22 protein-coding genes are annotated in these 25,695 nt (G+C 69.0%); 13 read left to right on the plus strand and 9 right to left on the minus strand.

Features of this window, described 5'->3' with window-relative positions; translation table 11 throughout:
- Positions 1–28: 28 nt before the first annotated feature.
- The 6 genes from murJ to trxA all read left to right on the plus strand — a co-directional run bounded on the left by murJ (position 29) and on the right by trxA (position 7,172).
- Positions 29–2,203 (plus strand): murein biosynthesis integral membrane protein MurJ, encoded by a 2,175-nt coding sequence (gene murJ, locus AB0F82_RS18505; protein WP_362628748.1) that lies wholly within the window; start codon positions 29–31, stop codon positions 2,201–2,203.
- Positions 2,204–2,320: 117 nt separating this feature from the next.
- Positions 2,321–4,045, plus strand: a complete 1,725-nt coding sequence (locus tag AB0F82_RS18510; RefSeq protein WP_362628750.1) for a protein kinase family protein — start codon at positions 2,321–2,323, stop codon at positions 4,043–4,045.
- Positions 4,046–4,070: 25 nt separating this feature from the next.
- Positions 4,071–4,766: an RNA polymerase sigma factor SigM gene (sigM, locus tag AB0F82_RS18515; protein WP_362628753.1), complete on the plus strand. Its 696-nt coding sequence runs from the start codon at positions 4,071–4,073 to the stop codon at positions 4,764–4,766.
- Positions 4,763–5,686 carry a hypothetical protein gene (locus AB0F82_RS18520; RefSeq protein WP_362628756.1) on the plus strand — a complete coding sequence of 308 codons (924 nt, stop codon included), beginning with the start codon at positions 4,763–4,765 and terminating at the stop codon, positions 5,684–5,686. Before sigM ends, AB0F82_RS18520 begins: the two co-directional genes overlap by 4 nt.
- A 124-nt stretch (positions 5,687–5,810) precedes the next feature.
- Positions 5,811–6,773 carry a thioredoxin-disulfide reductase gene (trxB, locus tag AB0F82_RS18525; protein ID WP_356811284.1) on the plus strand — a complete coding sequence of 321 codons (963 nt, stop codon included), beginning with the start codon at positions 5,811–5,813 and terminating at the stop codon, positions 6,771–6,773.
- A gap of 57 nt (positions 6,774–6,830) precedes the next feature.
- Positions 6,831–7,172, plus strand: coding sequence for a thioredoxin (gene trxA / locus AB0F82_RS18530; protein ID WP_356811283.1), 342 nt, complete (start codon positions 6,831–6,833; stop codon positions 7,170–7,172).
- Between the two features lie 69 nt (positions 7,173–7,241).
- On the opposite strand, the gene AB0F82_RS18535 is transcribed toward trxA, so the two are convergent.
- From AB0F82_RS18535 to rpmH, 9 genes are all read right to left on the minus strand, one after another.
- Positions 7,242–7,859, minus strand: a complete 618-nt coding sequence (locus AB0F82_RS18535) for a GNAT family N-acetyltransferase (RefSeq protein WP_356811282.1) — start codon at positions 7,857–7,859, stop codon at positions 7,242–7,244.
- A 101-nt stretch (positions 7,860–7,960) separates the two neighbouring features.
- Entirely contained in the window at positions 7,961–9,067 is a 1,107-nt protein-coding gene (locus tag AB0F82_RS18540; protein WP_362628761.1) for a ParB/RepB/Spo0J family partition protein, read from the minus strand.
- The gene (locus AB0F82_RS18545) at positions 9,064–10,152 is read right to left on the minus strand and encodes a ParA family protein (protein ID WP_362628764.1); all 1,089 of its coding nucleotides are present in this window, start codon (positions 10,150–10,152) and stop codon (positions 9,064–9,066) included. The genes AB0F82_RS18540 and AB0F82_RS18545 overlap by 4 nt, the downstream gene beginning before the upstream one ends.
- 265 nt (positions 10,153–10,417) lie before the next feature.
- On the minus strand, positions 10,418–11,134 hold the full coding sequence (gene rsmG, locus AB0F82_RS18550; RefSeq protein ID WP_030817076.1) for a 16S rRNA (guanine(527)-N(7))-methyltransferase RsmG: 717 nt from the start codon (positions 11,132–11,134) through the stop codon (positions 10,418–10,420).
- 128 nt (positions 11,135–11,262) lie between these two features.
- The gene (locus AB0F82_RS18555) at positions 11,263–11,775 is read right to left on the minus strand and encodes a protein jag (protein ID WP_030025736.1); all 513 of its coding nucleotides are present in this window, start codon (positions 11,773–11,775) and stop codon (positions 11,263–11,265) included.
- 15 nt (positions 11,776–11,790) lie between these two features.
- Positions 11,791–12,894 (minus strand): membrane protein insertase YidC, encoded by a 1,104-nt coding sequence (gene yidC, locus AB0F82_RS18560; protein WP_356811279.1) that lies wholly within the window; start codon positions 12,892–12,894, stop codon positions 11,791–11,793.
- A 3-nt stretch (positions 12,895–12,897) separates the two neighbouring features.
- A complete protein-coding gene (gene yidD / locus AB0F82_RS18565; protein ID WP_076043740.1) occupies positions 12,898–13,179 on the minus strand; it encodes a membrane protein insertion efficiency factor YidD in 282 nt (93 codons plus the stop codon).
- On the minus strand, positions 13,176–13,550 hold the full coding sequence (gene rnpA, locus AB0F82_RS18570) for a ribonuclease P protein component (protein ID WP_356811278.1): 375 nt from the start codon (positions 13,548–13,550) through the stop codon (positions 13,176–13,178). The genes yidD and rnpA overlap by 4 nt, the downstream gene beginning before the upstream one ends.
- Positions 13,551–13,571: 21 nt before the next feature.
- Positions 13,572–13,709: a 50S ribosomal protein L34 gene (gene rpmH, locus AB0F82_RS18575; RefSeq protein WP_018547628.1), complete on the minus strand. Its 138-nt coding sequence runs from the start codon at positions 13,707–13,709 to the stop codon at positions 13,572–13,574.
- A gap of 100 nt (positions 13,710–13,809) precedes the next feature.
- Between rpmH and dnaA the strand changes: the two genes are divergently transcribed.
- From dnaA to gyrA, 7 genes are all read left to right on the plus strand, one after another.
- Complete coding sequence (gene dnaA, locus AB0F82_RS18580; RefSeq protein ID WP_436842107.1) at positions 13,810–15,852, plus strand: chromosomal replication initiator protein DnaA; 2,043 nt, start codon at positions 13,810–13,812, stop codon at positions 15,850–15,852.
- 841 nt (positions 15,853–16,693) lie between these two features.
- Positions 16,694–17,824 (plus strand): DNA polymerase III subunit beta, encoded by a 1,131-nt coding sequence (dnaN, locus tag AB0F82_RS18585; RefSeq protein WP_053611653.1) that lies wholly within the window; start codon positions 16,694–16,696, stop codon positions 17,822–17,824.
- A 243-nt stretch (positions 17,825–18,067) separates the two neighbouring features.
- Positions 18,068–18,943 (plus strand): phosphogluconate dehydrogenase (NAD(+)-dependent, decarboxylating), encoded by an 876-nt coding sequence (gene gnd / locus AB0F82_RS18590; RefSeq protein ID WP_436842108.1) that lies wholly within the window; start codon positions 18,068–18,070, stop codon positions 18,941–18,943.
- A gap of 56 nt (positions 18,944–18,999) precedes the next feature.
- Positions 19,000–20,136, plus strand: coding sequence for a DNA replication/repair protein RecF (gene recF / locus AB0F82_RS18595; protein ID WP_362628776.1), 1,137 nt, complete (start codon positions 19,000–19,002; stop codon positions 20,134–20,136).
- A complete protein-coding gene (locus AB0F82_RS18600; protein ID WP_356811274.1) occupies positions 20,133–20,669 on the plus strand; it encodes a DUF721 domain-containing protein in 537 nt (178 codons plus the stop codon). The genes recF and AB0F82_RS18600 overlap by 4 nt, the downstream gene beginning before the upstream one ends.
- 305 nt (positions 20,670–20,974) lie before the next feature.
- The gene (gene gyrB / locus AB0F82_RS18605; RefSeq protein WP_356811327.1) at positions 20,975–22,996 is read left to right on the plus strand and encodes a DNA topoisomerase (ATP-hydrolyzing) subunit B; all 2,022 of its coding nucleotides are present in this window, start codon (positions 20,975–20,977) and stop codon (positions 22,994–22,996) included.
- A 43-nt stretch (positions 22,997–23,039) separates the two neighbouring features.
- Positions 23,040–25,646: a DNA gyrase subunit A gene (gene gyrA, locus AB0F82_RS18610; RefSeq protein WP_362628779.1), complete on the plus strand. Its 2,607-nt coding sequence runs from the start codon at positions 23,040–23,042 to the stop codon at positions 25,644–25,646.
- Positions 25,647–25,695 lie beyond the last annotated feature (49 nt).

Here is a 25,695-nt window from a genome sequence, read left to right on the forward strand (position 1 = left end):
GGCCTGGGGACGATGAGGTGGGGTTTCGATGAACGCGCCGTACGACGGTGACCGCGCGCAGGGCACTGGCGGGCCTGCGCCCTCCCAGGGCACTGCCCCCGGCACCCCGGTGCCCGGGCAGGTTCCCGCGCCTGCGCCCGCGCCGGACCACGACCCGTATGTCCAGGATGCCTACGACTACGACCCGTACCGGTCCCAGGACCTGTCCGCCCAGGACCCCGTCGGTGAGGTCCTGTACGACCGTGCCGCGCACCCGCCGCCGCCCCCCGGTACCTTCCAGGAGCCCGGTCCGCTGTACGCGGCGCCGGCCGCGCCCATGTACTCCCCCGACCCGCGCGTCTGGGCCCAGACCCCGCCGCCCGAGCCGGACGGCCCCTCCCGACACCTGCCGTACGGCGACCGCGCCACCACCACCGAATTCGTGGGCGTGGACTCCCTCGTCACGCGCGCCGCGGAGGAACAGCCCGCGCCGGACGCCTTCGCGCACCTCTACCGGGACCAGGAGGCGGCCCCCCGCACGCCCGTCGAGGACACCCCCGTCGCCGTCCCGGCACCGGCCAAGCCCGCCGGGCGTGCCGCGAGCCTGCTCAAGTCCAGTGCGCTCATGGCCGCGGGAACGATCGTCTCCCGCATCACCGGCTTCCTGAGAACCCTCGTCATCGCCGCGGCGATCGGCGTCGGCACCTTCAACGACACGTACCAGATCGCCAACACGCTGCCCACGATGATCTACGTGCTGGTCGGCGGTGGCGCCCTCAACGCCGTCTTCATCCCGCAGCTGGTCCGGGCGATGAAGAACGACGACGACGGGGGCGAGGCGTACGCCAACCGGCTGCTGACCCTCGTTGTCGTCCTGCTGGCCGGCATCACCACCATCTGCGTCCTGGCCGCACCGGTGTTCATCACGATGATGTCGCCGAAGATCGCCTCCGACCCTCAGCAGATGGACGTGGCCGTCGCCTTCGCGCGGTACTGCCTGCCCACCATGTTCTTCATGGGCGTCCACGTGGTGCTCGGTCAGATCCTGAACGCCCGCGGCCGCTTCGGCGCGATGATGTGGACCCCGGTCCTCAACAACATCGTGGTCATCGCCACCTTCGGCGCCTTCATCTGGGCGTTCGGCGGCTTCACCACCTCCGGGGTCAACGCCACCACCGTCACCCCGGAAGGCGTCCGCCTGCTGGGTCTGGGCACCCTGCTCGGCCTGACCGTCCAGGCCCTCGCGATGCTGCCGTACCTGCGCGACGCCGGCTTCAAGCCGCGCCTGCGCTTCGACTGGAAGGGCCACGGCCTCGGCAAGGCGGCCCGCCTGGCCAAGTGGACGTTCTTCTTCGTCCTCGCCAACCAGGTCGGCCTCGTCATCGTCACCCAGCTCGCCACCTGGGCCGGTTCGGTCGCCGAGAAGCAGGGCCACCCCGGCACCGGCATCACCGCCTACAACTACGCGCTGCTGCTGTGGCAGATGCCGCAGGCGATCATCACCGTCTCCGTCATGACCGCCGTCCTGCCCCGCATCTCCCGCTCCGCCCACGACGGGGACGCCGCCGCGGTCCGCGACGACATCTCGTACGGCCTGCGCACGTCGGCCGTCGCGATCGTGCCCTGCGCCTTCGCGTTCCTCGCGCTCGGCGTCCCGATGGCCACCCTGCTCTACGCGGGCTCCGGCTCCGGCGCCCAGAACATCGGCTACGTCCTGATGGCCTTCGGCCTCGGGCTGATCCCGTACTCCGTCCAGTACGTCGTCCTGCGCGGCTTCTACGCGTACGAGGACACCCGCACGCCCTTCTACAACACCGTCATCGTCGCCGCCGTCAACGCGGCGGGCTCGGCGATCTCCTTCTTCGTACTCCCCGCCCGCTGGGCGGTCGTCGGCATGGCGGCCTCCTACGGTCTCGGCTACGCCGTGGGCGTCGGCGTGGCCTGGCGCCGCCTGCGCACCCGGCTCGGTGGCGACCTCGACGGCGCCCACGTGATGCGCACCTACGCCCGCCTCACCGGGGCCTGCGTCCCGGCCGCCGCCGTGGCCGGTGTGGCCGCGTTCGGAGTCACTCAGTGGCTTGGCAGCGGAGTCCTCGGTTCCGCCACCGCCCTGATCGCCGGCGGCATCGCCCTCGCAGCGGTGTTCCTCATCGCCGCCAAGCGGATGCGGATCGAAGAGCTCAACGCGATGGTCGGGATGGTCCGAGGACGTTTGGGGCGCTGATGCGCACAACCGTCGCCCCCTTTCGTGTGTCGTGCATAGCGTCGGACTGTGGGCACAATTGGCATGGCTTCGCAGACTGGCCTACAGCGCGCAACGGATGGGGAGGCAGGAACGACGGTGGCGGAACGTAGCACGGCTGCCGTCGACGTGGCCGACAACGACGGCGACGAGCCGTCTGCCGCTCAGGCGGCAAGGGCCACGTCCGACGGGGTGGACACCCAGAACGGACGAGCCGCGGACGGACCCATGCCCGAAAAGGACGGCGAACGCACGCACACGGCCTCCACGGCCGCACCCGAACTCCACAGCGGTCACAAGCTCGCCAGACGCTATCGGCTGGAAGAGTGCGTCACCCGTGTGGACGGATTCAGCAGTTGGCGCGCGATGGACGAGAAGCTGCGCCGTGCCGTGGGCGTGCACCTGATGCCCGCCGACCACTCACGGGCGCGCTCCGTCCTGGCCGCCGCCCGCTCGTCCGCCCTCCTCGGCGACCCGCGGTTCGTCCAGGTGCTCGATGCCGTGGAGGAGAACGACCTCGTCTACGTCGTCCATGAGTGGCTGCCCGACGCCACCGAACTCACCGCCTTGCTCGCTGTGGGCCCGCTGGAGGCCCATGAGGCGTACCAGCTCGTCAGCCAGGTCTCCCAGGCGATGGCCGCCGCACACCGCGAGGGGCTCGCTCACCTGCGACTTACGCCCAGCGCGATACTGCGCACGTCCACGGGCCAGTGGCGCATCCGCGGCCTCGCAGTGAACGCCGCACTGCGAGGCATCACGAGCGAGACCCCGCAGCGCGCCGACACCGAAGCCATCGGCGCCCTGCTGTACGCCGCCCTGACGCAGCGCTGGCCGTACGAGAGCGACGCGTACGGTCTCGCCGGCCTGCCCAAGGGGGTCGGCCTGATCGCCCCCGACCAGGTCCGGGCCGGCGTCCACCGGGGCCTGGGGGAGCTCGCCATGCGTGCGCTCGCCAACGACGGGGCCACCGCCTCCCGTCAGGAACCGGCCTGCACCACCCCGGAGGAGCTGTCCAAGGCCGTGGCCGCGATGCCCCGCATCCGGCCGCCGGAGCCCGCCTTCACGGCTCCGCCGGAGTATCAGCACACCACCTACCAGCAGGGCAGCTACGGCCGCAGCACGCCTCCCGGTGTGACCACCGTCCAGAGCCTGCCCGTCGCCCCTCCGCCGCCGCCCCTGCAGAGCCGCACCGGCCGCGCGCTCAAGTGGGGTGTCGCCGCCCTGCTCATCGCCGCGCTCGGCCTCGGCAGCTGGCAGCTGGCCGACACCCTCCTGGAACGCGGAACCCAGAAGGGCAACAGCGGCACCAGCAACAACACCAAGCCCGGCACCGACGACAACGGGGAGAAGAAGGAGCCGACCCCTCTCCCGGTCACGGGTGCCCTGGAGTACGCCCCGGACGGCAAGCCGCAGAACGCCGAGGACGTCGCGAAGACGTACGACGAGGACCCCGCCTCCTACTGGCGGACCAAGAGCTACATCGACGGGCCCGAAGTGAAGATCAAGGACGGCCTCGGCATCGTCTACGACCTCGGGTCCGAGCAGGAGGTCAGCGCAGCCTCGATAGGACTGAAGTACGGCGGCCCGCACACCACCCTCACGCTGTACGCCACCGACGCCAAGTCCCCCAAGGGCTCCGTCGACTCCATGGTGAAGATCGCAGGAACCACCACCTCGGAGACCAGCCTCCAGCTGACCGCCGAGAAACCGGTCAAGACGCGGTACGTGCTCGTGTGGATCACCGCCATGCCGCAAGCACCGGCCGACGACTTCAGCGGTTCCGGCTACAAACAGGCGATCACGGACGTGAAGTTCTCGGGCTGACCGCACAACCGGGAGGGGCTCACCGTTGAACGACACGACACCCGGCGCGCGCGGCGACCAGGAGCTTCTGGCGCTGCACGTGGCCGGTGATCCCGATGCCTTCGGGGAGCTCGTGCGGCGGCATCGGGACCGGTTGTGGGCCGTGGCGCTGCGGACGCTAGCGGACCGGGAGGAGGCCGCGGACGCCGTGCAGGACGCCCTGGTCTCCGCCTACCGGGCCGCCCACACCTTCCGCGGGGAATCCGCCGTCACCACCTGGCTGCACCGGATCACCGTCAACGCCTGCCTCGACCGCGCCCGCAAGGCCGCCTCGCGCAGGACGGCGCCCCTGGACGACACGGAGCGCCTGGAGCGCCTTCTGGAGCCCCACGAGTCCGCCGAGGCGCCCGCGGAACGCCAGGACCTCCACCGCCAGCTCCTGGCCGCTCTCAGGACCCTCCCGGACGAGCAGCGGGCCGCGCTCGTCCTCGTCGACATGCAGGGATACCCCGTCGCCGAAGCCGCCGACATCCTCGACGTGCCCACCGGCACGGTGAAGAGCCGGTGCGCCCGCGGCCGGGCGAAACTCCTGCCGCTCCTCACTCATCTGCGCACGAATGCCGGGGATAACACCACCGCCGAGCGGGGAAGGAACCGGACGCCGGGCACGCCCGTCCCACCAGCGGCAGGACCCAGGCAACCAGACCCAGATGCTGTGAAGGGCGGAGGTGGACGACCGTGAGCCCTGCGACTGGCACGCCCGGCACGACCGGCACGATCCGGCACCCGGACGTCTCGGAGATCTCCGACCTGACAGAAGGACTACTCTCCCCGTCCCGAACCGCGGAGATCCGCCGTCACCTCGACGACTGCGCCTTGTGCGCCGACGTCCAATCCTCCCTGGAGGAGATCCGCAGCCTCCTCGGCACCCTCCCCGGGCCTGCCCGTATGCCCGGCGACATCGCCGGGCGGATCGATGCGGCACTCGCCGCCGAGGCCCTCCTCGACGCGACCCAGCCCCGGGACCAGGCCGCACCGGCGCCCCACCCCCGCCCGACGGTCCGCGACGTTTCACGTGAAACTTCGCCGGCCGGTCACCCGAGCGGCCCAACCGGTCCCGGGCGACGCCGCGCACGCCGTCGGATCGCCGTCCTCGGCGGCCTGGCCGGCGCAGCCGTCTGTGCTCTCGGCCTCTTCCTCTTCGTCGACTCCTCGGGAACCCCGCACCCCAACACCGCGGCTTCGGACTCAGCCGCCCACCCGCCCGTCAGCGCGGCCGCCGGCGGCACCTACACCGCGAAGGGCCTCCAGGACAGCGTCCAGCGGCTCGTCTCTCCCGGAGCGGCTGCCAAGACCGCCCCCGGCGAGCAGAACAACACCTTGGGGGTGGACGAGACCACCAGCGCTCCCGGTATCGCTCCCGAGGGCAAGCGGGCGGCGCCGGCGGTCCCCTCCTGCGTTCAGGACGCGACCGGCCGATCCGATGCTCCGCTCGCCGCCGAACGGGGCACCTACCAGGGCTCCGCCGTCTACCTCCTCGTCCTGCCGCACCCCGAGGACGCCTCACGCGTGGACGCCTACCTCGTCGACACCACGTGCGAGAGCACCGGCTCGGCCACCGCGGGAAAGGTCCTGCTGAAGAACAGCTATCCCCGAAGCTGACACGTTCAAGTCGGCACTGCGACGGGTGGGGAATGCGGGCGCCGTAGGATCCGTTGGGTGGGGTGAGAGTCCGCACCGGCCCCCGGTAGGCAGCACGCAGTCCGCAGAGACGAGGAAGAAACCCGTGAGCGACGTTCGAAACGTGATCATCATCGGCTCCGGGCCGGCCGGTTACACCGCCGCCCTGTACACCGCACGCGCTTCGCTCAAGCCGCTGGTCTTCGAAGGCGCCGTCACTGCCGGTGGCGCCCTGATGAACACCACCGACGTGGAGAACTTCCCGGGCTTCCAGGACGGCATCATGGGCCCGGACCTCATGGACAACATGCGTGCCCAGGCCGAGCGTTTCGGCGCCGAGCTGGTTCCGGACGACATCGTCTCCGTGGACCTCACCGGTGAGATCAAGACCGTGACCGACACCGCCGGCACCGTGCACCGCGCCAAGGCCGTCATCGTGACCACGGGCTCGCAGCACCGCAAGCTCGGCCTGCCCAACGAGGACGCACTCTCCGGCCGCGGCGTCTCCTGGTGCGCCACCTGCGACGGGTTCTTCTTCAAGGACCACGACATCGCCGTCGTCGGCGGCGGCGACACCGCGATCGAGGAGGCCACCTTCCTCTCCCGGTTCGCCAAGTCCGTCACGATCGTCCACCGCCGTGACAGCCTGCGTGCTTCGAAGGCCATGCAGGACCGCGCCTTCGCCGACCCGAAGATCAAGTTCGCCTGGGACAGCGAGGTCGCCGAGATCCACGGTGAGCAGAAGCTCTCCGGCCTCACCCTGCGCAACACCAAGACTGGTGAGACCTCCGAGCTGCCCGTGACCGGCCTCTTCATCGCCGTCGGCCACGACCCGCGCACCGAGCTGTTCAAGGACCAGTTGGACCTCGACGAGGAGGGCTACCTCAAGGTCGACGCTCCCTCGACCCGGACCAGCGTCACCGGTGTCTTCGGTGCCGGCGACGTCGTGGACCACACCTACCGTCAGGCCATCACCGCCGCCGGCACCGGCTGCTCGGCCGCCCTTGACGCCGAGCGCTTCCTCGCCGCCCTCGCGGACGCCGAGAAGGCGGCCCACGCGGCGGTCTGAACGGTCTGACATCGCACGCCCCACACCCCACCCCGCAGGAAGAACAAGGAGGCCGCTGTGGCCGGCACCCTCAAGAACGTGACCGACGAAGACTTCGACGCCGAGGTCCTCAGGAGCGACAAGCCCGTACTGGTGGATTTCTGGGCCGCCTGGTGCGGACCGTGCCGCCAGATCGCGCCGTCCCTCGAGGCCATCGCCGCCGAGTACGGCGACCAGATCGAGATCGTCAAGCTGAACATCGACGAGAACCCGGCCACCGCCGCCAAGTACGGCGTCATGTCCATCCCGACGCTGAACGTCTACCAGGGCGGCGAGGTCGCCAAGACGATCGTCGGTGCGAAGCCGAAGGCTGCCATCCTCCGCGACCTCTCTGACTTCGTCGAGGTCAAGACCGCCTGACGGCGGCCGTTGTTTCACGTGAAACGGGCCCGCCCCTTGGAGGGGGCGGGCCCGTTTTCCGTTCGGCGCTCAGAGCGGTCGCAGGGCCGGCTCTTTGCGCGCCGCGCCCAGCAGCCGGTCCAGTGCCAGCTCGACGTCTTCCTTCCAAGACAGCGTGGAGCGCAGTTCCAGTCGCAGCCGGGGATGGGCCGGATGTGGACGTACGGTCTTGAAGCCCACCGCCAGGAGATGGTCCGCGGGCAGCAGGCAGGCCGGCCCCTCCCACCGTGCGTCCCCGAACGCCTCGATCGCCCGGAACCCCCTGCGCAGGAGGTCCTTGGCCACTGTCTGCACCATGACCCGGCCCAGCCCCTGCCCCTGGTATCCGGGCATGATCCACGCGGTGATCAACTGGACGGCGTCGGGCGAGACCGGACTCGTCGGGAAGGCAGTGGATCGAGGTACGTAGGCCGGCGGTGCGTACAGAACGAAACCCACCGGAACGTCGTCCACATAGACCACGCGGCCGCAGGACCCCCACTCCAGCAGGACAGCGGAGATCCACGACTCCTTCTCCGTCGCCGAAGTGCCCGCCTTCACGGCGGCCTCACCGCTGACCGGATCCAGTTCCCAGAAGACGCAGGACCGGCAACGTCGGGGCAGATCCTGGAGGTTGTCCAGCGTGAGCGGTACCAGCCGACGACCCATGACGGCATCGTATCCACTGGTCCATCGTTCTTCGACAGCAAAGCGAAGGGGCGGACCACCGGTTCACACCGACACGATCCGCCCCTCGGCCAACCGGGAGATCACTTCTCGGCGAGACCCTGATCCAGCACCCGGCCCTCGCCCGGCGCCAACGTCCCCAGAATCCGCTCCAGATCCTCCATCGAGGCGAACTCGACGGTGATCTTCCCCTTCTTCTGGCCCAGATCCACCTTCACCCGGGTCTCGAACCGGTCCGACAGCCGCGTCGCCAGCTCGCTGAGCGCCGGCGACACCCGGGCTCCGGCACGCGGACCCTTCGGCTTGACCGCACTCGACGGCTCCGAGGCCATCAGCGTCACGATCTCCTCCACCGCACGCACCGACAGGCCCTCGGCCACGATGCGATGGGCCAGCCGGTCCTGCTCAGCGGAGTCCTCCACAGAGAGCAGCGCCCGGGCGTGCCCCGCGGACAGCACCCCGGCGGCCACCCGGCGCTGCACCGGCGGCGACAGCTTCAGCAGGCGCAGGGTGTTCGACACCTGGGGGCGGGAACGACCGATCCGGTCAGCCAGCTGGTCATGCGTGCAGTTGAAGTCCTGGAGCAGCTGGTCGTAGGCCGCTGCCTCTTCCAGCGGGTTGAGCTGTGCCCGGTGCAGGTTCTCCAGCAGCGCGTCCAGCAGGAGCTTCTCGTCATCCGTCGCACGGATGATCGCCGGAATGGCATCCAGCCCGGCTTCCCGGCAGGCACGCCAGCGCCGCTCACCCATGATCAGCTCATAGCGGCCGGGTGCCGACTGGCGCACCACCACCGGCTGGAGCAGACCCACCTCCTGGATGGAGGTAACCAGCTCGGCGAGAGCGTCCTCGTCGAACACCTCGCGCGGCTGCCGCGGGTTCGGCGTGATCGTGTCCATCGGAAGCTCCGCGAACATCGCTCCCGCCACCACGTTCGCCTCAGGCTCCGGCTTCAGCTCAGCCGCCGCCGTCGGCTCGTCCACCGGGACGACCGCCAGCGATGTTTCACGTGAAACATCGGCCTGCGCCAGCGCCGCGAGCTTCGCCGCCGCAATCCCGCGCTCGGACGTCAGCTCCGGTACCGCCGTCGGCGAGGCGGAACCGGCACTGCTCGTCGGCAGCGTCTTCTCCTGCGGAGCCTGCGGGATCAGTGCAGCGAGCCCCCGTCCCAGCCCTCTACGTCGCTCACTCACTGGATCCCCTCCGACACACTCTGCGTGCTGTTCATTCCCGCGCCCGGATGGGCGTGCTGGGACTCGTACTGCATACCGACCCCGCGATACGCGATCTCTCGCGCCGCCTCCAGATAGGAGAGCGAACCGCTGGAACCCGGGTCATACGTGAGCACCGTCTGCCCATAGCTCGGCGCCTCGGAAATGCGCACCGACCGGGGGATGCTCGTCCGCAGCACCTCCTTGCCGAAGTGGCTGCGCACCTCCTCCGCCACCTGCGATGCCAGCCGGGTCCTGCCGTCGTACATCGTCAGCAGGATCGTCGACACATGCAGGGTCGGATTCAGGTGAGCCCGCACCAGATCAACGTTGCGCAGGAGCTGGCCCAGGCCCTCCAGCGCGTAGTACTCGCACTGGATGGGGATCAGCACCTCGGCACCCGCCACCAGGGCGTTCACCGTCAGCAGTCCGAGGGAGGGCGGGCAGTCGATCAGGATGTAGTCGAGAGGCTGGTCGTACGCCTGGATAGCCCGCTGGAGCCGGCTTTCCCTCGCCACCAACGACACCAGCTCGATCTCGGCGCCTGCCAGATCGATCGTGGCGGGAGCGCAGAAGAGCCCCTCGACGTCCACGACCGGCTGGACGACCTCCAGGAGAGGCCGGCTGTCCACGAGCACGTGGTAGATGGACGGCACGTCGGCGTGGTGGTCGATTCCCAGAGCGGTGGACGCGTTCCCCTGCGGGTCGAGGTCGACCACGAGAACCCGCGCCCCGTTCAGAGCCAGCGAGGCCGCCAGATTAACGGTCGTCGTGGTCTTGCCCACGCCGCCCTTCTGGTTGGCGACCACGATGACGCGGGTCTGATCCGGGCGCGGCATGGCCGCACCGGAGCGCCCCATGGCCTCGACCGCCAGCTGGGCGGCTCGACCGATGGGGGTCTCGTTGTCTACAAGGGGCGGGGGCGATGTTTCACGTGAAACATCCTCACCCACCGGTTCTGAGCGGGGACCGGGGACCGGGTCGGCCATCGGCCCCGCGAGGTTGGCGTCGGACCGCACGGTGTCACTCTCCTCGACATCAGGCTCGCGATGAACAGAGCCTGCCATGTCACCGGGGTCGCGAACCAGCGGGGCCCTTACTCCTGTGGATGAATCCACCGATGTGGACAACTCCGTCCCCCTTGCGTCCTTGCGCTGGAGGGGGGACGCAGCCACACGACCGCGGCTGATGATTCCGTGCAGCAGAGAGCGACGTTTCACGTGAAACACGATGCCCGGACGGAGTCTTCAGGCCTCTACGACACTCCGAAATGCATACCTATAGGGCCCAACACAGACGAAATCTCCGCATGGGCCCCCATCGGCCAGAAAATCAACGACGCCGACGAGACCGGCCGACCCGGGCAGCCTTGGCCCGCTTGGCCGCGAACCTCACCCCACCGGGGCTTTCTCCGACCTCGACTCGGACCACCGTCGACAGCGGGTCCACCAGGCCCTCGCCCACCTGCAGCACCGAGGTCTTCACCACACCGAGCTTCGTCAGCGCCGTCTTGGCCGACACCAGCTCCTCCTCGGCGGTGTCGCCCTTGAGCGCCAGCATCTCCCCGTACGGACGCAGCAGGGGAACGCCCCAGCCGGCCAGCCGGTCCAACGGAGCCACTGCGCGCGCCGTCACGACATGCACCGGCTGGAGCTTGCCGAGGACCTCCTCGGCCCGCCCGCGCACCACCGTGACGTGGTCGAGCCCCAGCAGCTCCACGGCCTCCTGGAGGAAGGTCGTCCGCCGCAAGAGCGGTTCAAGCAGTGTGATCTTGAGATCACGACGCACCAGCGCCAGCGGAATGCCGGGCAGGCCCGCACCGGAGCCCACGTCGCACACGGTGACGCCCTGGGGCACCACCTCCGACAGCACTGCGCAGTTCAGCAGGTGCCGCTCCCACAGCCGCGGCACCTCACGCGGGCCGATCAGGCCGCGCTTGACTCCCGCGTCCGCGAGCAGCTCCGCATACCGCACAGCTTCCGGGAAAAACTCACCGAACACCGCGCGCGCCTCTTCGGGCGCCTCGGGAAGCTCAGCTGCCTCCGTCACGGGGACCGTCCTTCCTACCTCGTGGTCCTGAGTACCACGTATTCAAGATGCCGCCTCGTTCACATGCCAGGCTGACAAACATCGGCCCCGCCTGCGACACAGACGGGGCCGAACACTCATGCCGGCGATCAGGCCGGGAGCACAACGACGAAGCGCTGCGGCTCCTCGCCCTCGGACTCGCTCCGCAGGCCGGCGGCCGCCACGGCGTCGTGGACGACCTTCCGCTCGAACGGGGTCATCGGAGCCAGCTTCAGCGGCTCACCCGACGCCTTCACGTCCGCCGCCGCCTTCGCGCCCAGGGCCGCGAGCTCCTCACGCTTCTTCGCCCGGAACCCGGCGATGTCGAGCATCAGTCGGCTGCGGTCCCCGGTCTCGCGGTGAACGGCCAGGCGGGTCAGCTCCTGCAGGGCCTCCAGGACCTCACCGTCGCGGCCCACGAGCTTCTGCAGGTCGCGGCTGGCGGAGTCACTGACGATCGACACCGCGGCACGGTCGGCCTCGACGTCCATGTCGATGTCACCGTCAAGGTCTGCGATGTCCAGCAGACCCTCGAGGTAGTCGGCCGCGATCTCACCCTCCTGCTCGAGGCGGGTCAGGGTGTCGCCACTCTCAGCGGCGGCGGTGGTGGTGCCTTCCGTCACGGGAGGGACTCCTTCTTACTTCTTGGGAGAGGGCTTGCTGGGCGTCTGGCGCTGCGACTTCGTCTGTCGCTTCGGCTGCTGTCGCTTCGCGGCACCGCCGCTGGCCGCATCCGAGTCCGCCGTGGTCTCGGAACTCTTGATCACGGAACCGTCCGCCTGAGCGGCCAGGCCCTGCTTCGACAGAGCCGTGATGAACTTCCGCTCGATGTCGTTGCGGTCCGGACCCTTGGCCACGATGGCAGCGACGATCTTCTTCTTGCCCCGGCCCTTGACCTCACCGTGCGAGGTGGCGTGCTTGAGCAGCCGCGTCAGGTACTGGTCCTGCGCCTTGCTGCCCGGCGTCGGGTTCTGGTTGATCACGTACATCTGCTGACCCATGGTCCAGACGTTGGTGGTCAGCCAGTAGACGAGGACACCGACGGGGAAGTTGATACCCATGACCGCGAAGATCACCGGGAAGATGTACATCAGCATCTTCTGCTGCTGCATGAAGGGCGTCTTGACCGAGAGGTCGACGTTCTTCTGCATCAGCTGACGCTGGGTGTAGAACTGCGACAGCGACATCATGATGATCATGACCGCGGTCACGATCCGGACGTCCGTCAGCGTGGCCCCCAGGGCCGCGACCTTCTCCGGGCTGTCCATGAACTTCGCGGCGATCGGCGCACCGAAGATCTTGGCCGCACGGGCACTGTCGACCAGCTGCTGGTCCATCGCGCCGACTGCCTTGCCATCGGCGATGTTCGACAGCACGTGGTAGAGCGCGAAGAAGAACGGGGACTGCGCCAGGATGGGCAGGCACGAGGAGAGCGGGTTGGTACCCGTCTCCTTGTACAGCTTCATCATCTCTTCGGACTGACGCTGCTTGTCGTTCTTGTAGCGCTCCTGGATCGCCTTCATCTTCGGCTGGAGCGCCTGCATGCCACGCGTGGCCTTGATCTGCTTCACGAAGAGCGGGATCAGGCAGATACGGATCAAGATCACCAGGGACACGATGGACAGGCCCCAGGCCCACCCACTGGACTCACCGAAGATCGCCCCGTACATCGAGTGGAACTGGACGATGATCCACGAGACGGGGTAAGTGATAAAGCTGAACAGACTGGCAATCGTGTCCACTAATCAGGCTCCTTGAGCATTGCGAGATCTACGCAACGCACTGCGCAGCTGCTCGTGCCAACGCGGGCGTTTACGGGGTGGGACATGGTCCACACCACCCGGGGACCACGGATTGCACCGCAGGATCCGCCAGGCGGTCAGCGCTGTCCCCTTCACCGCACCATGCCGGTCGATGGCCGTGTACCCGTAGTGCGAACACGACGGGTAATACCGGCACACCGGCCCGAGCAGCGGACTGATCGTCCACTGGTACAGCTTGATCAAAGCGAGCAGCGGGTACTTCATCGAGCCAGGCCTCCCAGGAGCCGCACCAGAGCGGCATCCAGGTCCCGGGCCAGTTCGTCGGGGCCGGCATCGCCCGCTCCGGGCAACGCTCGTACCACCACCAGGCTACCGGCGGGCAGCTGTGAGAGCCGCTCGCGGACCAGATGGCGAAGGCGGCGCTTGACCCGGTTCCGTACGACGGCGTTGCCGACGGCCTTGCTGACGACGAAACCCGCACGCGACGAGGGATCGATCTCCCCCGACTCGTGCGGGTCCGTTGCACCGCTTGTACGTAGGTGGACGACGAGGAGTGGGCGACCGGCCCGGCGTCCTCGGCGTACCGCGCTCGCGAAGTCCTCGCGCCGCCTCAGCCGATTCTCGGGAGACAGCACGACGTCACGACCTGCGTGTTGTTACGCGGAAAGGGCGGCGCGGCCCTTGGAACGGCGGTTCGCGAGGATCGCGCGACCGGCGCGGGTACGCATCCGCAGGCGGAAGCCGTGGGTCTTGGCACGACGGCGGTTGTTCGGCTGGAAGGTGCGCTTGCTCACTCGGGGGCTCCAGAGAATGAATCGTTGTGGCGGGACATCGCCTGGCTGTCACCGTGCGCCCACGAGGAAACTCGCGTGTTCGCCCGAGTGGCACCGCTAAATGATCACTATCAGTGACCTTCGCCCATCGGTAGGCAGGCGGCAGCAGCCATCGACAACTCGACCTCGTTACGGTACGCGCGGCTACGCCATCCGGTCAAACCGAGCCCGCCCGGCCGCACACTGTGCACAGGCTGTGGACAACGACTTGAACCGCAGCCTCCGGCCTGACTACCGTTGCCTGACCCCGGATTTTTTGTCCCGACCGTCCCAAAGAACCACACATTCGTGGGACCCCTGTGAGAGAGCGTGCTCTGTGGCTGACGTACCTGCCGATCTTGCCGCAGTGTGGCCAAGGGTGCTCGAAAAGCTCCTCGGGGAGGGACAGCCGGGCATCGAGCCCAAGGACAAGCAGTGGGTCGAGCGGTGCCAGCCCCTGGCACTCGTCGCCGACACCGCCCTCCTGGCCGTCCCCAACGAATGGGGCAAGCGCGTCCTCGAAGGCCGCCTCGCGCCGCTGATCAGCGACGTGCTCAGCCGCGAGTGCGGCCGCCCCATCCGGATCGCCATCACCGTGGACGACTCCGCCGGCGAGCCCGCCGCCCCGCCCGTGCAGCAGCCCGGCGGCTACGAGCCGTACGGCGGCCAGCGCCCGGGCGGCGGCGGCCCCTCGGACGACCAGCTCCCCACGGCCCGCCCGGCCTACCCGGACTACCAGCAGCCGCGCTCCGAGCCCGGTGCGTGGCCCCGCGGCGGCCAGCAGGACGACTACGGCTGGCAGCAGCCGCGCCTGGGCGGCTTCCCCGAGCGCGACCCCTACGCCTCTCCCCAGCCTGGCTACCTCCAGCAGTCCGAGCCCTCGGGCTACGACCAGCAGCAGTACGACCAGGGCTCCTTCGACCAGCAGAAGTACGAGCAGTCGCCGTACGAGCAGCAGCAGTCGCACCAGCCCCATCAGTCCCATCAGTACGAGCAGCAGTCCTACGACCAGCCGGCGCCCCGCCAGGCTCCCGGACGGCCCGCAGCTCCGCCCGCGCCGTCCGGCGGCTCCACCTCGGGCCCGCTGGAGCCGACCGCCCGGCTGAACCCCAAGTACCTCTTCGACACCTTCGTCATCGGCGCGTCCAACCGCTTCGCGCACGCCGCCGCGGTGGCCGTGGCCGAAGCGCCGGCGAAGGCCTACAACCCCCTCTTCATCTACGGGGAGTCGGGCCTCGGCAAGACGCACCTGCTGCACGCCATCGGGCACTACGCGCGCAGCCTCTACCCCGGCACCCGCGTGCGGTACGTGAGCTCCGAGGAGTTCACGAACGAGTTCATCAACTCGATCCGCGACGGCAAGGGCGACGCGTTCCGCAAGCGCTACCGCGAGATGGACATCCTGCTCGTCGACGACATCCAGTTCCTCGCGAGCAAGGAGTCGACGCAGGAGGAGTTCTTCCACACCTTCAACACGCTCCACAACGCCAACAAGCAGATCGTCCTGTCCTCCGACCGGCCGCCCAAGCAGCTCGTCACCCTCGAGGACCGGCTCCGCAACCGCTTCGAGTGGGGCCTGATCACGGACGTCCAGCCCCCCGAGCTGGAGACCCGCATCGCGATCCTGCGCAAGAAGGCGGTCCAGGAGCAGCTCAACGCCCCGCCGGAGGTACTGGAGTTCATCGCCTCCCGGATCTCGCGCAACATCCGCGAGCTGGAGGGGGCGCTGATCCGGGTCACGGCCTTCGCGAGCCTCAACCGCCAGCCCGTCGACCTGGGCCTCACCGAGGACGTCCTCAAGAACCTGATCCCCGGCGGCGAGGACAGCGCGCCGGAGATCACGGCCACCGACATCATGGCGGCCACCGCGGACTACTTCGGCCTGACCGTGGACGACCTGTGCGGCTCCTCGCGCAGCCGGGTCCTGGTCACCGCCCGGCAGATCGCCATGTACCTGTGCCGGGAGCTCACCGACCTGTCGCTGCCCAAGATCGGGGCGCAGTTCGGCGGGCGCGACCACACCACGGTCATGCACGCGGACCGCAAGATCCGCGCTCTGATGGCCGAGCGGCGCTCCATCTACAACCAGGTCACCGAGCTCACCAACCGCATCAAGAACGCCTGACAGCCCCCTTCAAACGCATTCAGAGGGCGCTCCCGGTCCACAACGGGGGCGCCCTTCTTCGTGCGTGCGCCCCTGACCTGTTCGAATACGCCCCCCGCGGGGCAACTCATCCACAGATTCGGCGACTTTCTTCCGTCCACAGCCTGGGGACCGCCCGCGTCACCCACAATCTGTCCACAGGGCTGGCCCTTGAGGATCCATCAGCCCTGGTCAGATCCCTGTGGATTTGTGCGCAAGCGTCATCCACAGGCTGTGGACGAAAATCTCGTCCACAGGTCTGTCCACGCCGTTGTCCACCGCCACCCCACAGGTTCCCCCATGCTGTGCACAGGTTCTGCAGGGTTCTCCACACCCTTGTCCACTGTTCGGCAACCCGCCACCCCTTCTCACCGCCCGGAGTGAAAGCCGTCACACGGATGTAGACGTTTGGCTTGTGGAGTACCGGGGGAAAGCTGGGGACACACCTGTGGAGTAACAGGGGGTACCTGGGGACAGCCTGTGCAGAACTTTTCGTTCTCCACAGGGACACCGGGTTTTCCACCGGTGTCGCCCACAGGGCCGGTGGATAAAAAACGCACTCTGACCTGCACAGACGGGCTTATCCACCGTTTCCACAGGCCCTACTACTACCCCCATAGAGAGTTAGCCCGGTTTCGGTTTTCAAGCAGGTCCTGTGCACAACTCGTCGGTCGCCCGTCCCGACGCCTCGCTCCCGACTTGACCGCCGGCCGCACCGAGTGTCGGCGCCGTACGTCAGACTGGTCCCCGGCATCGGTCGAGGCATCGACGAGCCGACGACGAAGGCCGGCAGACGAGCGAGCAACAGCAGGAGGCGGTTCCGGTGAAGATCCGGGTGGAGCGCGACGTACTCGCGGAGGCGGTGGCCTGGGCGGCCCGCAGCCTCCCGGCCCGGCCGCCGGTGCCCGTCCTCGCGGGCCTGCTGCTCAAGGCCGAAGAAGGCACCCTGAGCCTCTCCGGCTTCGACTACGAGGTCTCGGCCCGGGTCTCGGTCGAGGCGGACGTGGAGGAGGACGGCACCGTCCTGGTCTCCGGCCGCCTGCTCGCCGACATCTGCCGCGCCCTCCCCAACCGCCCGGTGGAGATTTCCACAGACGGTGTACGGGCGACCGTGGTCTGCGGCTCCTCGCGGTTCACACTCCACACCCTGCCTGTGGAGGAGTACCCGGCACTGCCGCAGATGCCGACCGCGACCGGCACCGTGCCCGGCGAGGTCTTCGCCGCCGCCGCCAAGCAGGTCGCCACGGCCGCGGGCCGCGACGACACGCTGCCGGTGCTGACCGGTGTCCGCATCGAGATCGAGGGCGACCGCGTCACCCTGGCCTCCACCGACCGCTACCGCTTCGCGGTCCGCGAGTTCCTGTGGAAGCCGGAGAACCCGGACGCGTCGGCCGTGGCCCTGGTGCCCGCCAAGACGCTCCAGGAGATTGCCAACTCGCTGACCAGCGGTGACACCGTCACTCTGGCGCTTTCCGGCTCCGGTGCGGGCGAAGGCCTGATCGGTTTCGAGGGCGCCGGCCGCCGCACCACGACCCGGCTCCTCGAGGGCGACCTGCCCAAGTACCGGACGCTCTTCCCGACCGAGTTCAACTCCGTCGCAGTGATCGAGACCGCGCCCTTCGTCGAGGCCGTCAAGCGCGTGGCCCTGGTGGCCGAGCGCAACACCCCGGTCCGCCTGAGCTTCGAGCAGGGCGTGCTGATCCTGGAGGCCGGGTCCTCCGACGACGCACAGGCTGTGGAAAGGGTCGACGCCCAGCTGGACGGCGACGACATCTCGATCGCCTTCAACCCGACCTTCCTGCTGGACGGCCTCAGCGCGATCGCGTCCCCGGTGGCCCAGCTCAGCTTCACCACCTCCACCAAGCCCGCGCTGCTCAGCGGCCGCCCGGCGGTCGACGCGGAGGCCGACGAGGCCTACAAGTACCTGATCATGCCGGTGCGCCTGTCCGGCTGACGCTCCGCCCGTCGACGCCGGGCCCGGTACCGCACGCTGCTGCGGACCGGGCCCGGCGTCGTCCACAGGCTGGGGACGGCGCCGGGAAAACCGGACGCCCGACCGGCCGCCATGGAGCGCCCGCGGGGCCCGTCGCCACGGCCCGGCGTAGGCTCGGATCCGGTGGGCGGCCCCGCCCGTCCCGCGCGGACACGGCCCGGGCAGCCCCGGCAAAGACGGCCACAACGCTTAAGGAACCACCTGATGGAGCTTGGTCTCGTCGGTCTCGGCAAGATGGGCGGCAACATGCGCGAGCGCATCCGCCGCGCAGGCCACACCGTCATCGGATACGACCGCAACCCGGACCTCGCGGATGTCCACAGCCTCCGGGAACTTGTGGACAGCCTGCAGGCCCCCCGCGTCGTGTGGGTGATGGTCCCCGCCGGTGCGGCGACGCAGTCCACCGTCGACGAGCTGTCCGAGCTGCTCTCGATCGGCGACATCGTCGTCGACGGCGGCAACTCCCGCTGGACGGACGACGAGAAGCACGCCGAGGAGCTGGCGGCCAAGGGCATCGGCTTCGTCGACTGCGGTGTCTCCGGCGGCGTATGGGGCCTGGAGAACGGCTACGCCCTGATGTACGGCGGCGCCAAGGACCACGTCGCACGGGTCCAGCCGATCTTCGACGCCCTCAAGCCGGACGGTGACTTCGGCGCCGTGCACGCCGGCAAGGTCGGTGCGGGCCACTTCGCGAAGATGGTCCACAACGGCATCGAGTACGCCATGATGCAGGCCTACGCCGAGGGCTGGGAGCTCCTGGAGAAGGTGGACTCGGTCACCGACGTACGCGAGGTCTTCCGCTCCTGGCAGGAAGGCACCGTCATCCGCTCCTGGCTGCTGGACCTGGCCGTGAACGCCCTCGACGAGGACGAGCACCTGGAGCAGCTGCGCGGCTTCGCGCAGGACTCGGGCGAGGGCCGCTGGACGGTGGAGGCGGCGATCGACAACGCCGTACCGCTGCCCGCGATCACGGCGTCGCTGTTCGCGCGTTTTGCCTCGCGGCAGGACGACTCCCCGCAGATGAAGATGATCGCCGCCCTGCGCAACCAGTTCGGCGGCCACGCGGTCGAGAAGAAGTAGCAGCTCAGCAGCACAGCACCAAAGAGCAGTGGAAAGCCGGGGGAGGTCGGCGCCGTATGCATGTCTCGCATCTCTCGTTGGCCGACTTCCGCTCGTACGCCCGGGCCGAGGTTCCCCTCGACCCGGGCGTCACCGCTTTCGTGGGCCCCAACGGCCAGGGCAAGACCAACCTCGTCGAGGCGGTCGGCTACCTGGCGACCCTGGGCAGCCACCGCGTCTCTTCGGACGCCCCGCTCGTACGGATGGGCGCGGAACGGGCCGTGATCCGCGCGGCCGTCACCCAGGGGGAGCGCCGGCAGCTGGTCGAGCTGGAGCTGAACCCGGGCCGCGCCAACCGGGCCCGGATCAACCGGTCCTCGCAGGTCAGGCCGCGGGACGTGCTGGGGATCGTCCGGACGGTGCTGTTCGCTCCGGAGGACCTGGCCCTGGTCAAGGGCGACCCGGGCGAGCGGCGCAAGTTCCTCGACGAGCTGGTCACGGCGCGCTCGCCGCGCATGGCCGGGGTCCGCTCGGACTACGAGCGTGTGCTCAAGCAGCGCAACACCCTGCTGAAGTCGGCGGCGATGGCCCGCCGGCACGGCGGCCGCTCCATGGACATGTCCACCCTCGACGTGTGGGACCAGCACCTCGCGCGCGCGGGCGCGGAGCTGCTGGCGCAGCGCCTCGACCTGATCGCCACGCTGCTGCCGCTGGCGGACAAGGCGTACGAGCAGCTCGCGCCCGGCGGCGGCCCGCTGGGGCTGGCGTACAAGTGCTCGGCCGGCGAGCCCGTCGACAGCGGTGCCGCCCGCACCCGCGAAGCCCTGTACGAGGTGCTCCTGGCCGCTCTCGGCGAGGTGCGCAAGCAGGAGATCGAGCGCGGCGTGACCCTGGTCGGCCCGCACCGCGACGACATGGCCCTGCGGCTGGGGGAGCTGCCCGCCAAGGGCTACGCCAGCCACGGCGAGTCCTGGTCGTACGCGCTCGCGCTGCGGCTGGCCTCCTACGAGCTGCTGCGCTCGGAGGGCAGCGAGCCGGTGCTGATCCTGGACGACGTCTTCGCGGAACTGGACGCGCGGCGCCGGGAGCGGCTGGCGGAGCTGGTGGCGCCGGGCGAGCAGGTGCTGGTGACGGCGGCCGTGGACGACGACGTCCCGGGGGTGCTGGTGGGAGCCCGGTTCGGGGTGTCCGGCGGTGAGGTGACCCGGTTGTGAACGAGCACGGCAAAGATCCGCAGCAGGGCCGCAAGGCTCCGGAGGCCTCCGGGGTGGACCTGGCCCGCCAGGCCCTCGCGGCGGCGCGCGAGCAGGCGCGGGCCCGGGGCAACGCGGCGGGCGGCAGGAAGCGCCAGCAGCAGCCGGGACTGCGCTCGGGCGCACGCGCGGACGGCCGGGACCCCATGCCGCTGATGGCGGCGCTGGACCGGCTGCGCACCGAACGCGGCTGGGAGATGCCGATGGCGGTGGCGGGGGTCATGGAGCGGTGGCCGGAGATCGTCGGCCCGGACATCGCGGCGCACTGTGAACCGCAGCGGTACGAGAACCGTGAGCTGGTCGTGAGGTGCGACTCCTCGGCGTGGGCGGCGCAGCTGAAGCTGCTGGCCCCGCAGCTGGTGGCACGGCTGAACGCGGATCTGGGCCAGGGCACGGTCCGCCTGATCAAGGTGCAGGGGCCGGGCGGACGCCCGAAGGGGTACGGGCCCTGGAGGGCTCCGGGGAGCACCGGACCCGGCGACACCTACGGGTGAGTAGCCCCTGCGGGACGCTGTCGTGACCGCGTCGGCGGGTGGCGTCCCTCACGGTAGCCGGAGGTTGACAGGCCGAAGCGCTGGGTGCCCGCGTGAGCCTCTTTGAGCCCCTCCCCGGATGTGGGGAGTCGGAGAGAGGAGGTTCAGGGCGGCACATGCGGACTCAGGTACCGGCAAACCCCCATTCATGTCCGTGGTACCGGTAGACTGAACGAAATCCCGCCCATTTGCGGGATCACGCAGACAACGCAGATCGACGCGGCCGCTCCGCTGGCGCACTCGCTGGGTCCGGAGTAGGGGCTGCGCTGTGCCAGAAAGGGCGCTTCGTGGCCGATTCCGGCGACTCCAACGAGAAGAATTACGACGCCAGTGCGATCCAGGTCCTCGAGGGCCTGGACGCGGTCCGCAAGCGGCCGGGTATGTACATCGGCTCGACGGGTGAGCGTGGTCTGCACCACCTCGTCTACGAGGTCGTCGACAACTCGGTCGACGAGGCGCTGGCCGGGCACGCGGACACCATCGACGTGACGATCCTCGCCGACGGCGGGGTGCGCGTGGTGGACAACGGCCGCGGTATCCCGGTCGGCATCGTGCCGTCCGAGGGGAAGCCGGCCCTGGAGGTCGTCCTGACCGTCCTGCACGCGGGCGGCAAGTTCGGCGGCGGCGGCTACGCCGTGTCCGGCGGTCTGCACGGCGTCGGCGTGTCCGTCGTGAACGCCCTGTCGACCAAGGTCGCGGTCGAGGTCAAGACGGACGGCCACCGCTGGACCCAGGACTACAAGCTGGGCGTCCCGACGGCCCCGCTGGCCAAGAACGAGGAGACGGCGGAGACCGGCACCTCGGTCACCTTCTGGGCCGACGGCGACATCTTCGAGACGACCGAGTACTCCTTCGAGACGCTGTCACGGCGCTTCCAGGAGATGGCCTTCCTCAACAAGGGCCTGACCCTGTCGCTGACGGACGAGCGCGAGTCGGCGAAGGCGACCGTCGGCGCGGACGACCCGGACGCGGACGCGACGGAGCCCCCGGCGCGCACGGTGAAGTACTACTACGAGGGCGGCATCGTCGACTTCGTGAAGTACCTCAACTCGCGCAAGGGCGAGCTGATCCACCCCACCGTCATCGACGTCGAGGCCGAGGACAAGGAGCGCATGCTCTCGGTCGAGATCGCGATGCAGTGGAACTCGCAGTACACCGAGGGTGTCTACTCCTTCGCGAACACGATCCACACGCACGAGGGCGGCACCCACGAGGAGGGCTTCCGCGCGGCGCTGACCGGTCTGGTCAACCGCTACGCGCGCGACAAGAAGCTGCTCCGGGAGAAGGACGACAACCTCGCCGGTGAGGACATCCGCGAGGGTCTGACGGCGATCATCTCGGTCAAGCTGGGCGAGCCGCAGTTCGAGGGCCAGACGAAGACCAAGCTGGGCAACACGGAGGCCAAGACCTTCGTGCAGAAGGTCGTCCACGAGCACCTGAACGACTGGTTCGACCGCAACCCGGTCGAGGCCGCGGACATCGTCCGCAAGTCGATCCAGGCGGCCACGGCGCGCGTCGCGGCCCGCAAGGCCCGTGACCTGACCCGCCGCAAGGGTCTGCTGGAAAGCGCCTCGCTGCCGGGCAAGCTGTCCGACTGCCAGTCGAACGACCCCACCAAGTGCGAGATCTTCATCGTCGAGGGCGACTCCGCCGGCGGTTCGGCGAAGTCCGGCCGCAACCCGATGTACCAGGCCATCCTGCCGATCCGCGGCAAGATCCTGAACGTCGAGAAGGCGCGCATCGACAAGATCCTGCAGAACACCGAGGTCCAGGCGCTGATCAGCGCTTTCGGCACCGGTGTGCACGAGGACTTCGACATCGAGAAGCTCCGCTATCACAAGATCATCCTGATGGCGGACGCCGACGTCGACGGCCAGCACATCAACACCCTGCTGCTGACCTTCCTCTTCCGCTTCATGCGGCCGCTGGTCGAGGCAGGTCACGTGTACCTGTCCCGTCCGCCGCTCTACAAGATCAAGTGGGGCCGCGACGACTTCGAGTACGCGTACTCGGACCGCGAGCGCGACGCGCTGGTGGAGCTCGGCAAGCAGAACGGCAAGCGGATCAAGGAAGACTCGATCCAGCGCTTCAAGGGTCTGGGCGAGATGAACGCCGAGGAACTGCGCGTCACCACCATGGACGTGGACCACCGTGTCCTCGGCCAGGTCACCCTCGACGACGCGGCGCAGGCCGACGACCTGTTCTCGGTGCTGATGGGTGAGGACGTCGAGGCGCGGCGCTCCTTCATCCAGCGCAACGCCAAGGACGTCCGCTTCCTCGACATCTGAGTCGGCTCCGCTGACCGCCGCCTGAAAGGACTTCTGACCAGCAATGGCCGACGAAACCACCCCCACCGCAGAGAACGCCGCGGAGGAGCAGCCCGTGCTGCGCATCGAGCCCGTCGGGCTCGAGACGGAGATGCAGCGCTCCTACCTCGACTACGCGATGTCCGTCATCGTCTCGCGCGCCCTGCCGGACGTGCGCGACGGTCTCAAGCCGGTGCACCGCCGCGTGCTGTACGCGATGTACGACGGCGGCTACCGGCCCGAGAAGGGCTTCTACAAGTGCGCCCGCGTCGTCGGCGACGTCATGGGCACGTACCACCCGCACGGTGACAGCTCGATCTACGACGCCCTGGTCCGCCTGGCCCAGCCGTGGTCGATGCGCATGCCGCTGGTGGACAGCAACGGCAACTTCGGCTCCCCGGGCAACGACCCGGCGGCCGCGATGCGCTACACCGAGTGCAAGCTCATGCCGCAAGCCATGGAGATGCTCCGGGACATCGACGAGGAGACCGTCGACTTCCAGGACAACTACGACGGCCGCAACCAGGAGCCGACGGTCCTGCCGGCGCGCTTCCCGAACCTCCTGGTCAACGGCAGCGCCGGCATCGCGGTCGGCATGGCGACCAACATCCCGCCGCACAACCTCCGCGAGGTCGCGGCCGGTGCGCAGTGGGCGCTGGAGCACCCGGAGGCCACGCACGAGGAGCTCCAGGACGCGCTGATCGAGCGGATCAAGGGCCCGGACTTCCCGTCGGGCGCCCTGGTCGTGGGCCGCAAGGGCATCGAGGAGGCGTACCGGACCGGTCGCGGCTCCATCACGATGCGCGCGGTGGTGGAGGTCGAGGAGATCCAGAACCGCCAGTGCCTGGTGGTCACGGAGCTCCCGTACCAGACCAACCCCGACAACCTCGCGCAGAAGATCGCGGACCTGGTCAAGGACGGCAAGGTCGGCGGCATCGCCGACGTCCGCGACGAGACCTCCTCGCGGACCGGCCAGCGCCTGGTGATCGTCCTCAAGCGCGACGCCGTCGCGAAGGTCGTTCTCAACAACCTCTACAAGCACACCGATCTGCAGACGAACTTCGGCGCGAACATGCTGGCGCTGGTGGACGGCGTGCCGCGCACGCTGTCGATCGACGCCTTCATCCGCCACTGGGTGACGCACCAGATCGAGGTCATCGTCCGGCGCACGAAGTTCCGCCTGCGCAAGGCGGAGGAGCGCGCCCACATCCTGCGCGGTCTGCTCAAGGCGCTGGACGCGATCGACGAGGTCATCGCGCTGATCCGGCGCAGCAACACCGTCGAGATCGCGCGCGAGGGCCTGATGGGCCTGCTGGAGATCGACGAGATCCAGGCGAACGCGATCCTGGAGATGCAGCTCCGCCGCCTCGCGGCCCTGGAGCGCCAGAAGATCGTCGCCGAGCACGACGAACTCCAGGCCAAGATCAACGAGTACAACGCGATCCTGGCCTCGGAGGAGCGCCAGCGCTCCATCGTCAGCGAGGAACTGGCGGCGATCGTCGAGAAGTTCGGCGACGACCGGCGCTCGAAGCTGGTGCCCTTCGACGGTGACATGTCCATCGAGGACCTGATCGCCGAAGAGGACATCGTCGTCACGATCACCCACGGCGGCTACGTCAAGCGCACCAAGACCGAGGACTACCGCTCGCAGAAGCGCGGCGGCAAGGGCGTGCGCGGCACGAAGCTGAAGCAGGACGACCTGGTCGACCACTTCTTCGTCTCCACCACGCACCACTGGCTTCTCTTCTTCACGAACAAGGGCCGTGTCTACCGGTCCAAGGCGTACGAGCTGCCGGACGCCGGCCGCGACGCCCGCGGGCAGCACGTGGCGAACCTGCTGGCCTTCCAGCCGGACGAGAAGATCGCCCAGATCCTTGCGATCCGCGACTACGAGGCGGCGCCCTACCTGATCCTGGCCACCAAGGGCGGCCTGGTGAAGAAGACGGCGCTGAAGGACTACGACTCCCCCCGTTCGGGTGGCGTGATCGCGATCAACCTCCGGGAGACCGCGGACGGCAGCGACGACGAGCTGATCGGCGCCGAGCTGGTGTCCGCCGAGGACGACCTGCTGCTGATCAGCAAGAAGGCGCAGTCGATCCGCTTCACGGCGACCGACGACGCGCTGCGCCCGATGGGCCGTGCGACGTCGGGCGTGAAGGGCATGAGTTTCCGAGAAGGAGACGAACTGCTCTCGATGAGCGTGGTCCGGCCCGGTACGTTCGTCTTCACCGCGACCGACGGCGGCTACGCCAAGCGGACGCCGGTCGACGAGTACCGCGTCCAGGGCCGTGGCGGTCTGGGCATCAAGGCCGCGAAGATCGTGGAGGACCGCGGGTCGCTCGTCGGAGCGCTCGTGGTGGACGAAACGGACGAGATTCTCGCCATCACGCTCAGCGGTGGTGTGATTCGTACGCGCGTCAATGAAGTCAGGGAGACCGGCCGTGACACCATGGGCGTCCAGCTGATCAACCTGGGCAAGCGCGATGCCGTGGTGGGCATCGCCCGTAACGCCGAGGCCGGTCAGGAAGCTGACGAGGTCGAGGTCGACGAGAACGAGACCGAGGCGGCCGACGCACCGGCCGCCGAGGCCGCCGAGGGCACGCAGCCTTCGGCCGGGGAGCACGAGGAGTAAGTCGTGAGTGGAGCCACGGGCGCCGGACCGGCCAAGACTGGAGCGAACG

Origin of the sequence: Streptomyces virginiae (genome assembly GCF_040638905.1) — a bacterium.
Classification (GTDB): Bacteria; Actinomycetota; Actinomycetes; order Streptomycetales; family Streptomycetaceae; genus Streptomyces; species Streptomyces virginiae_B.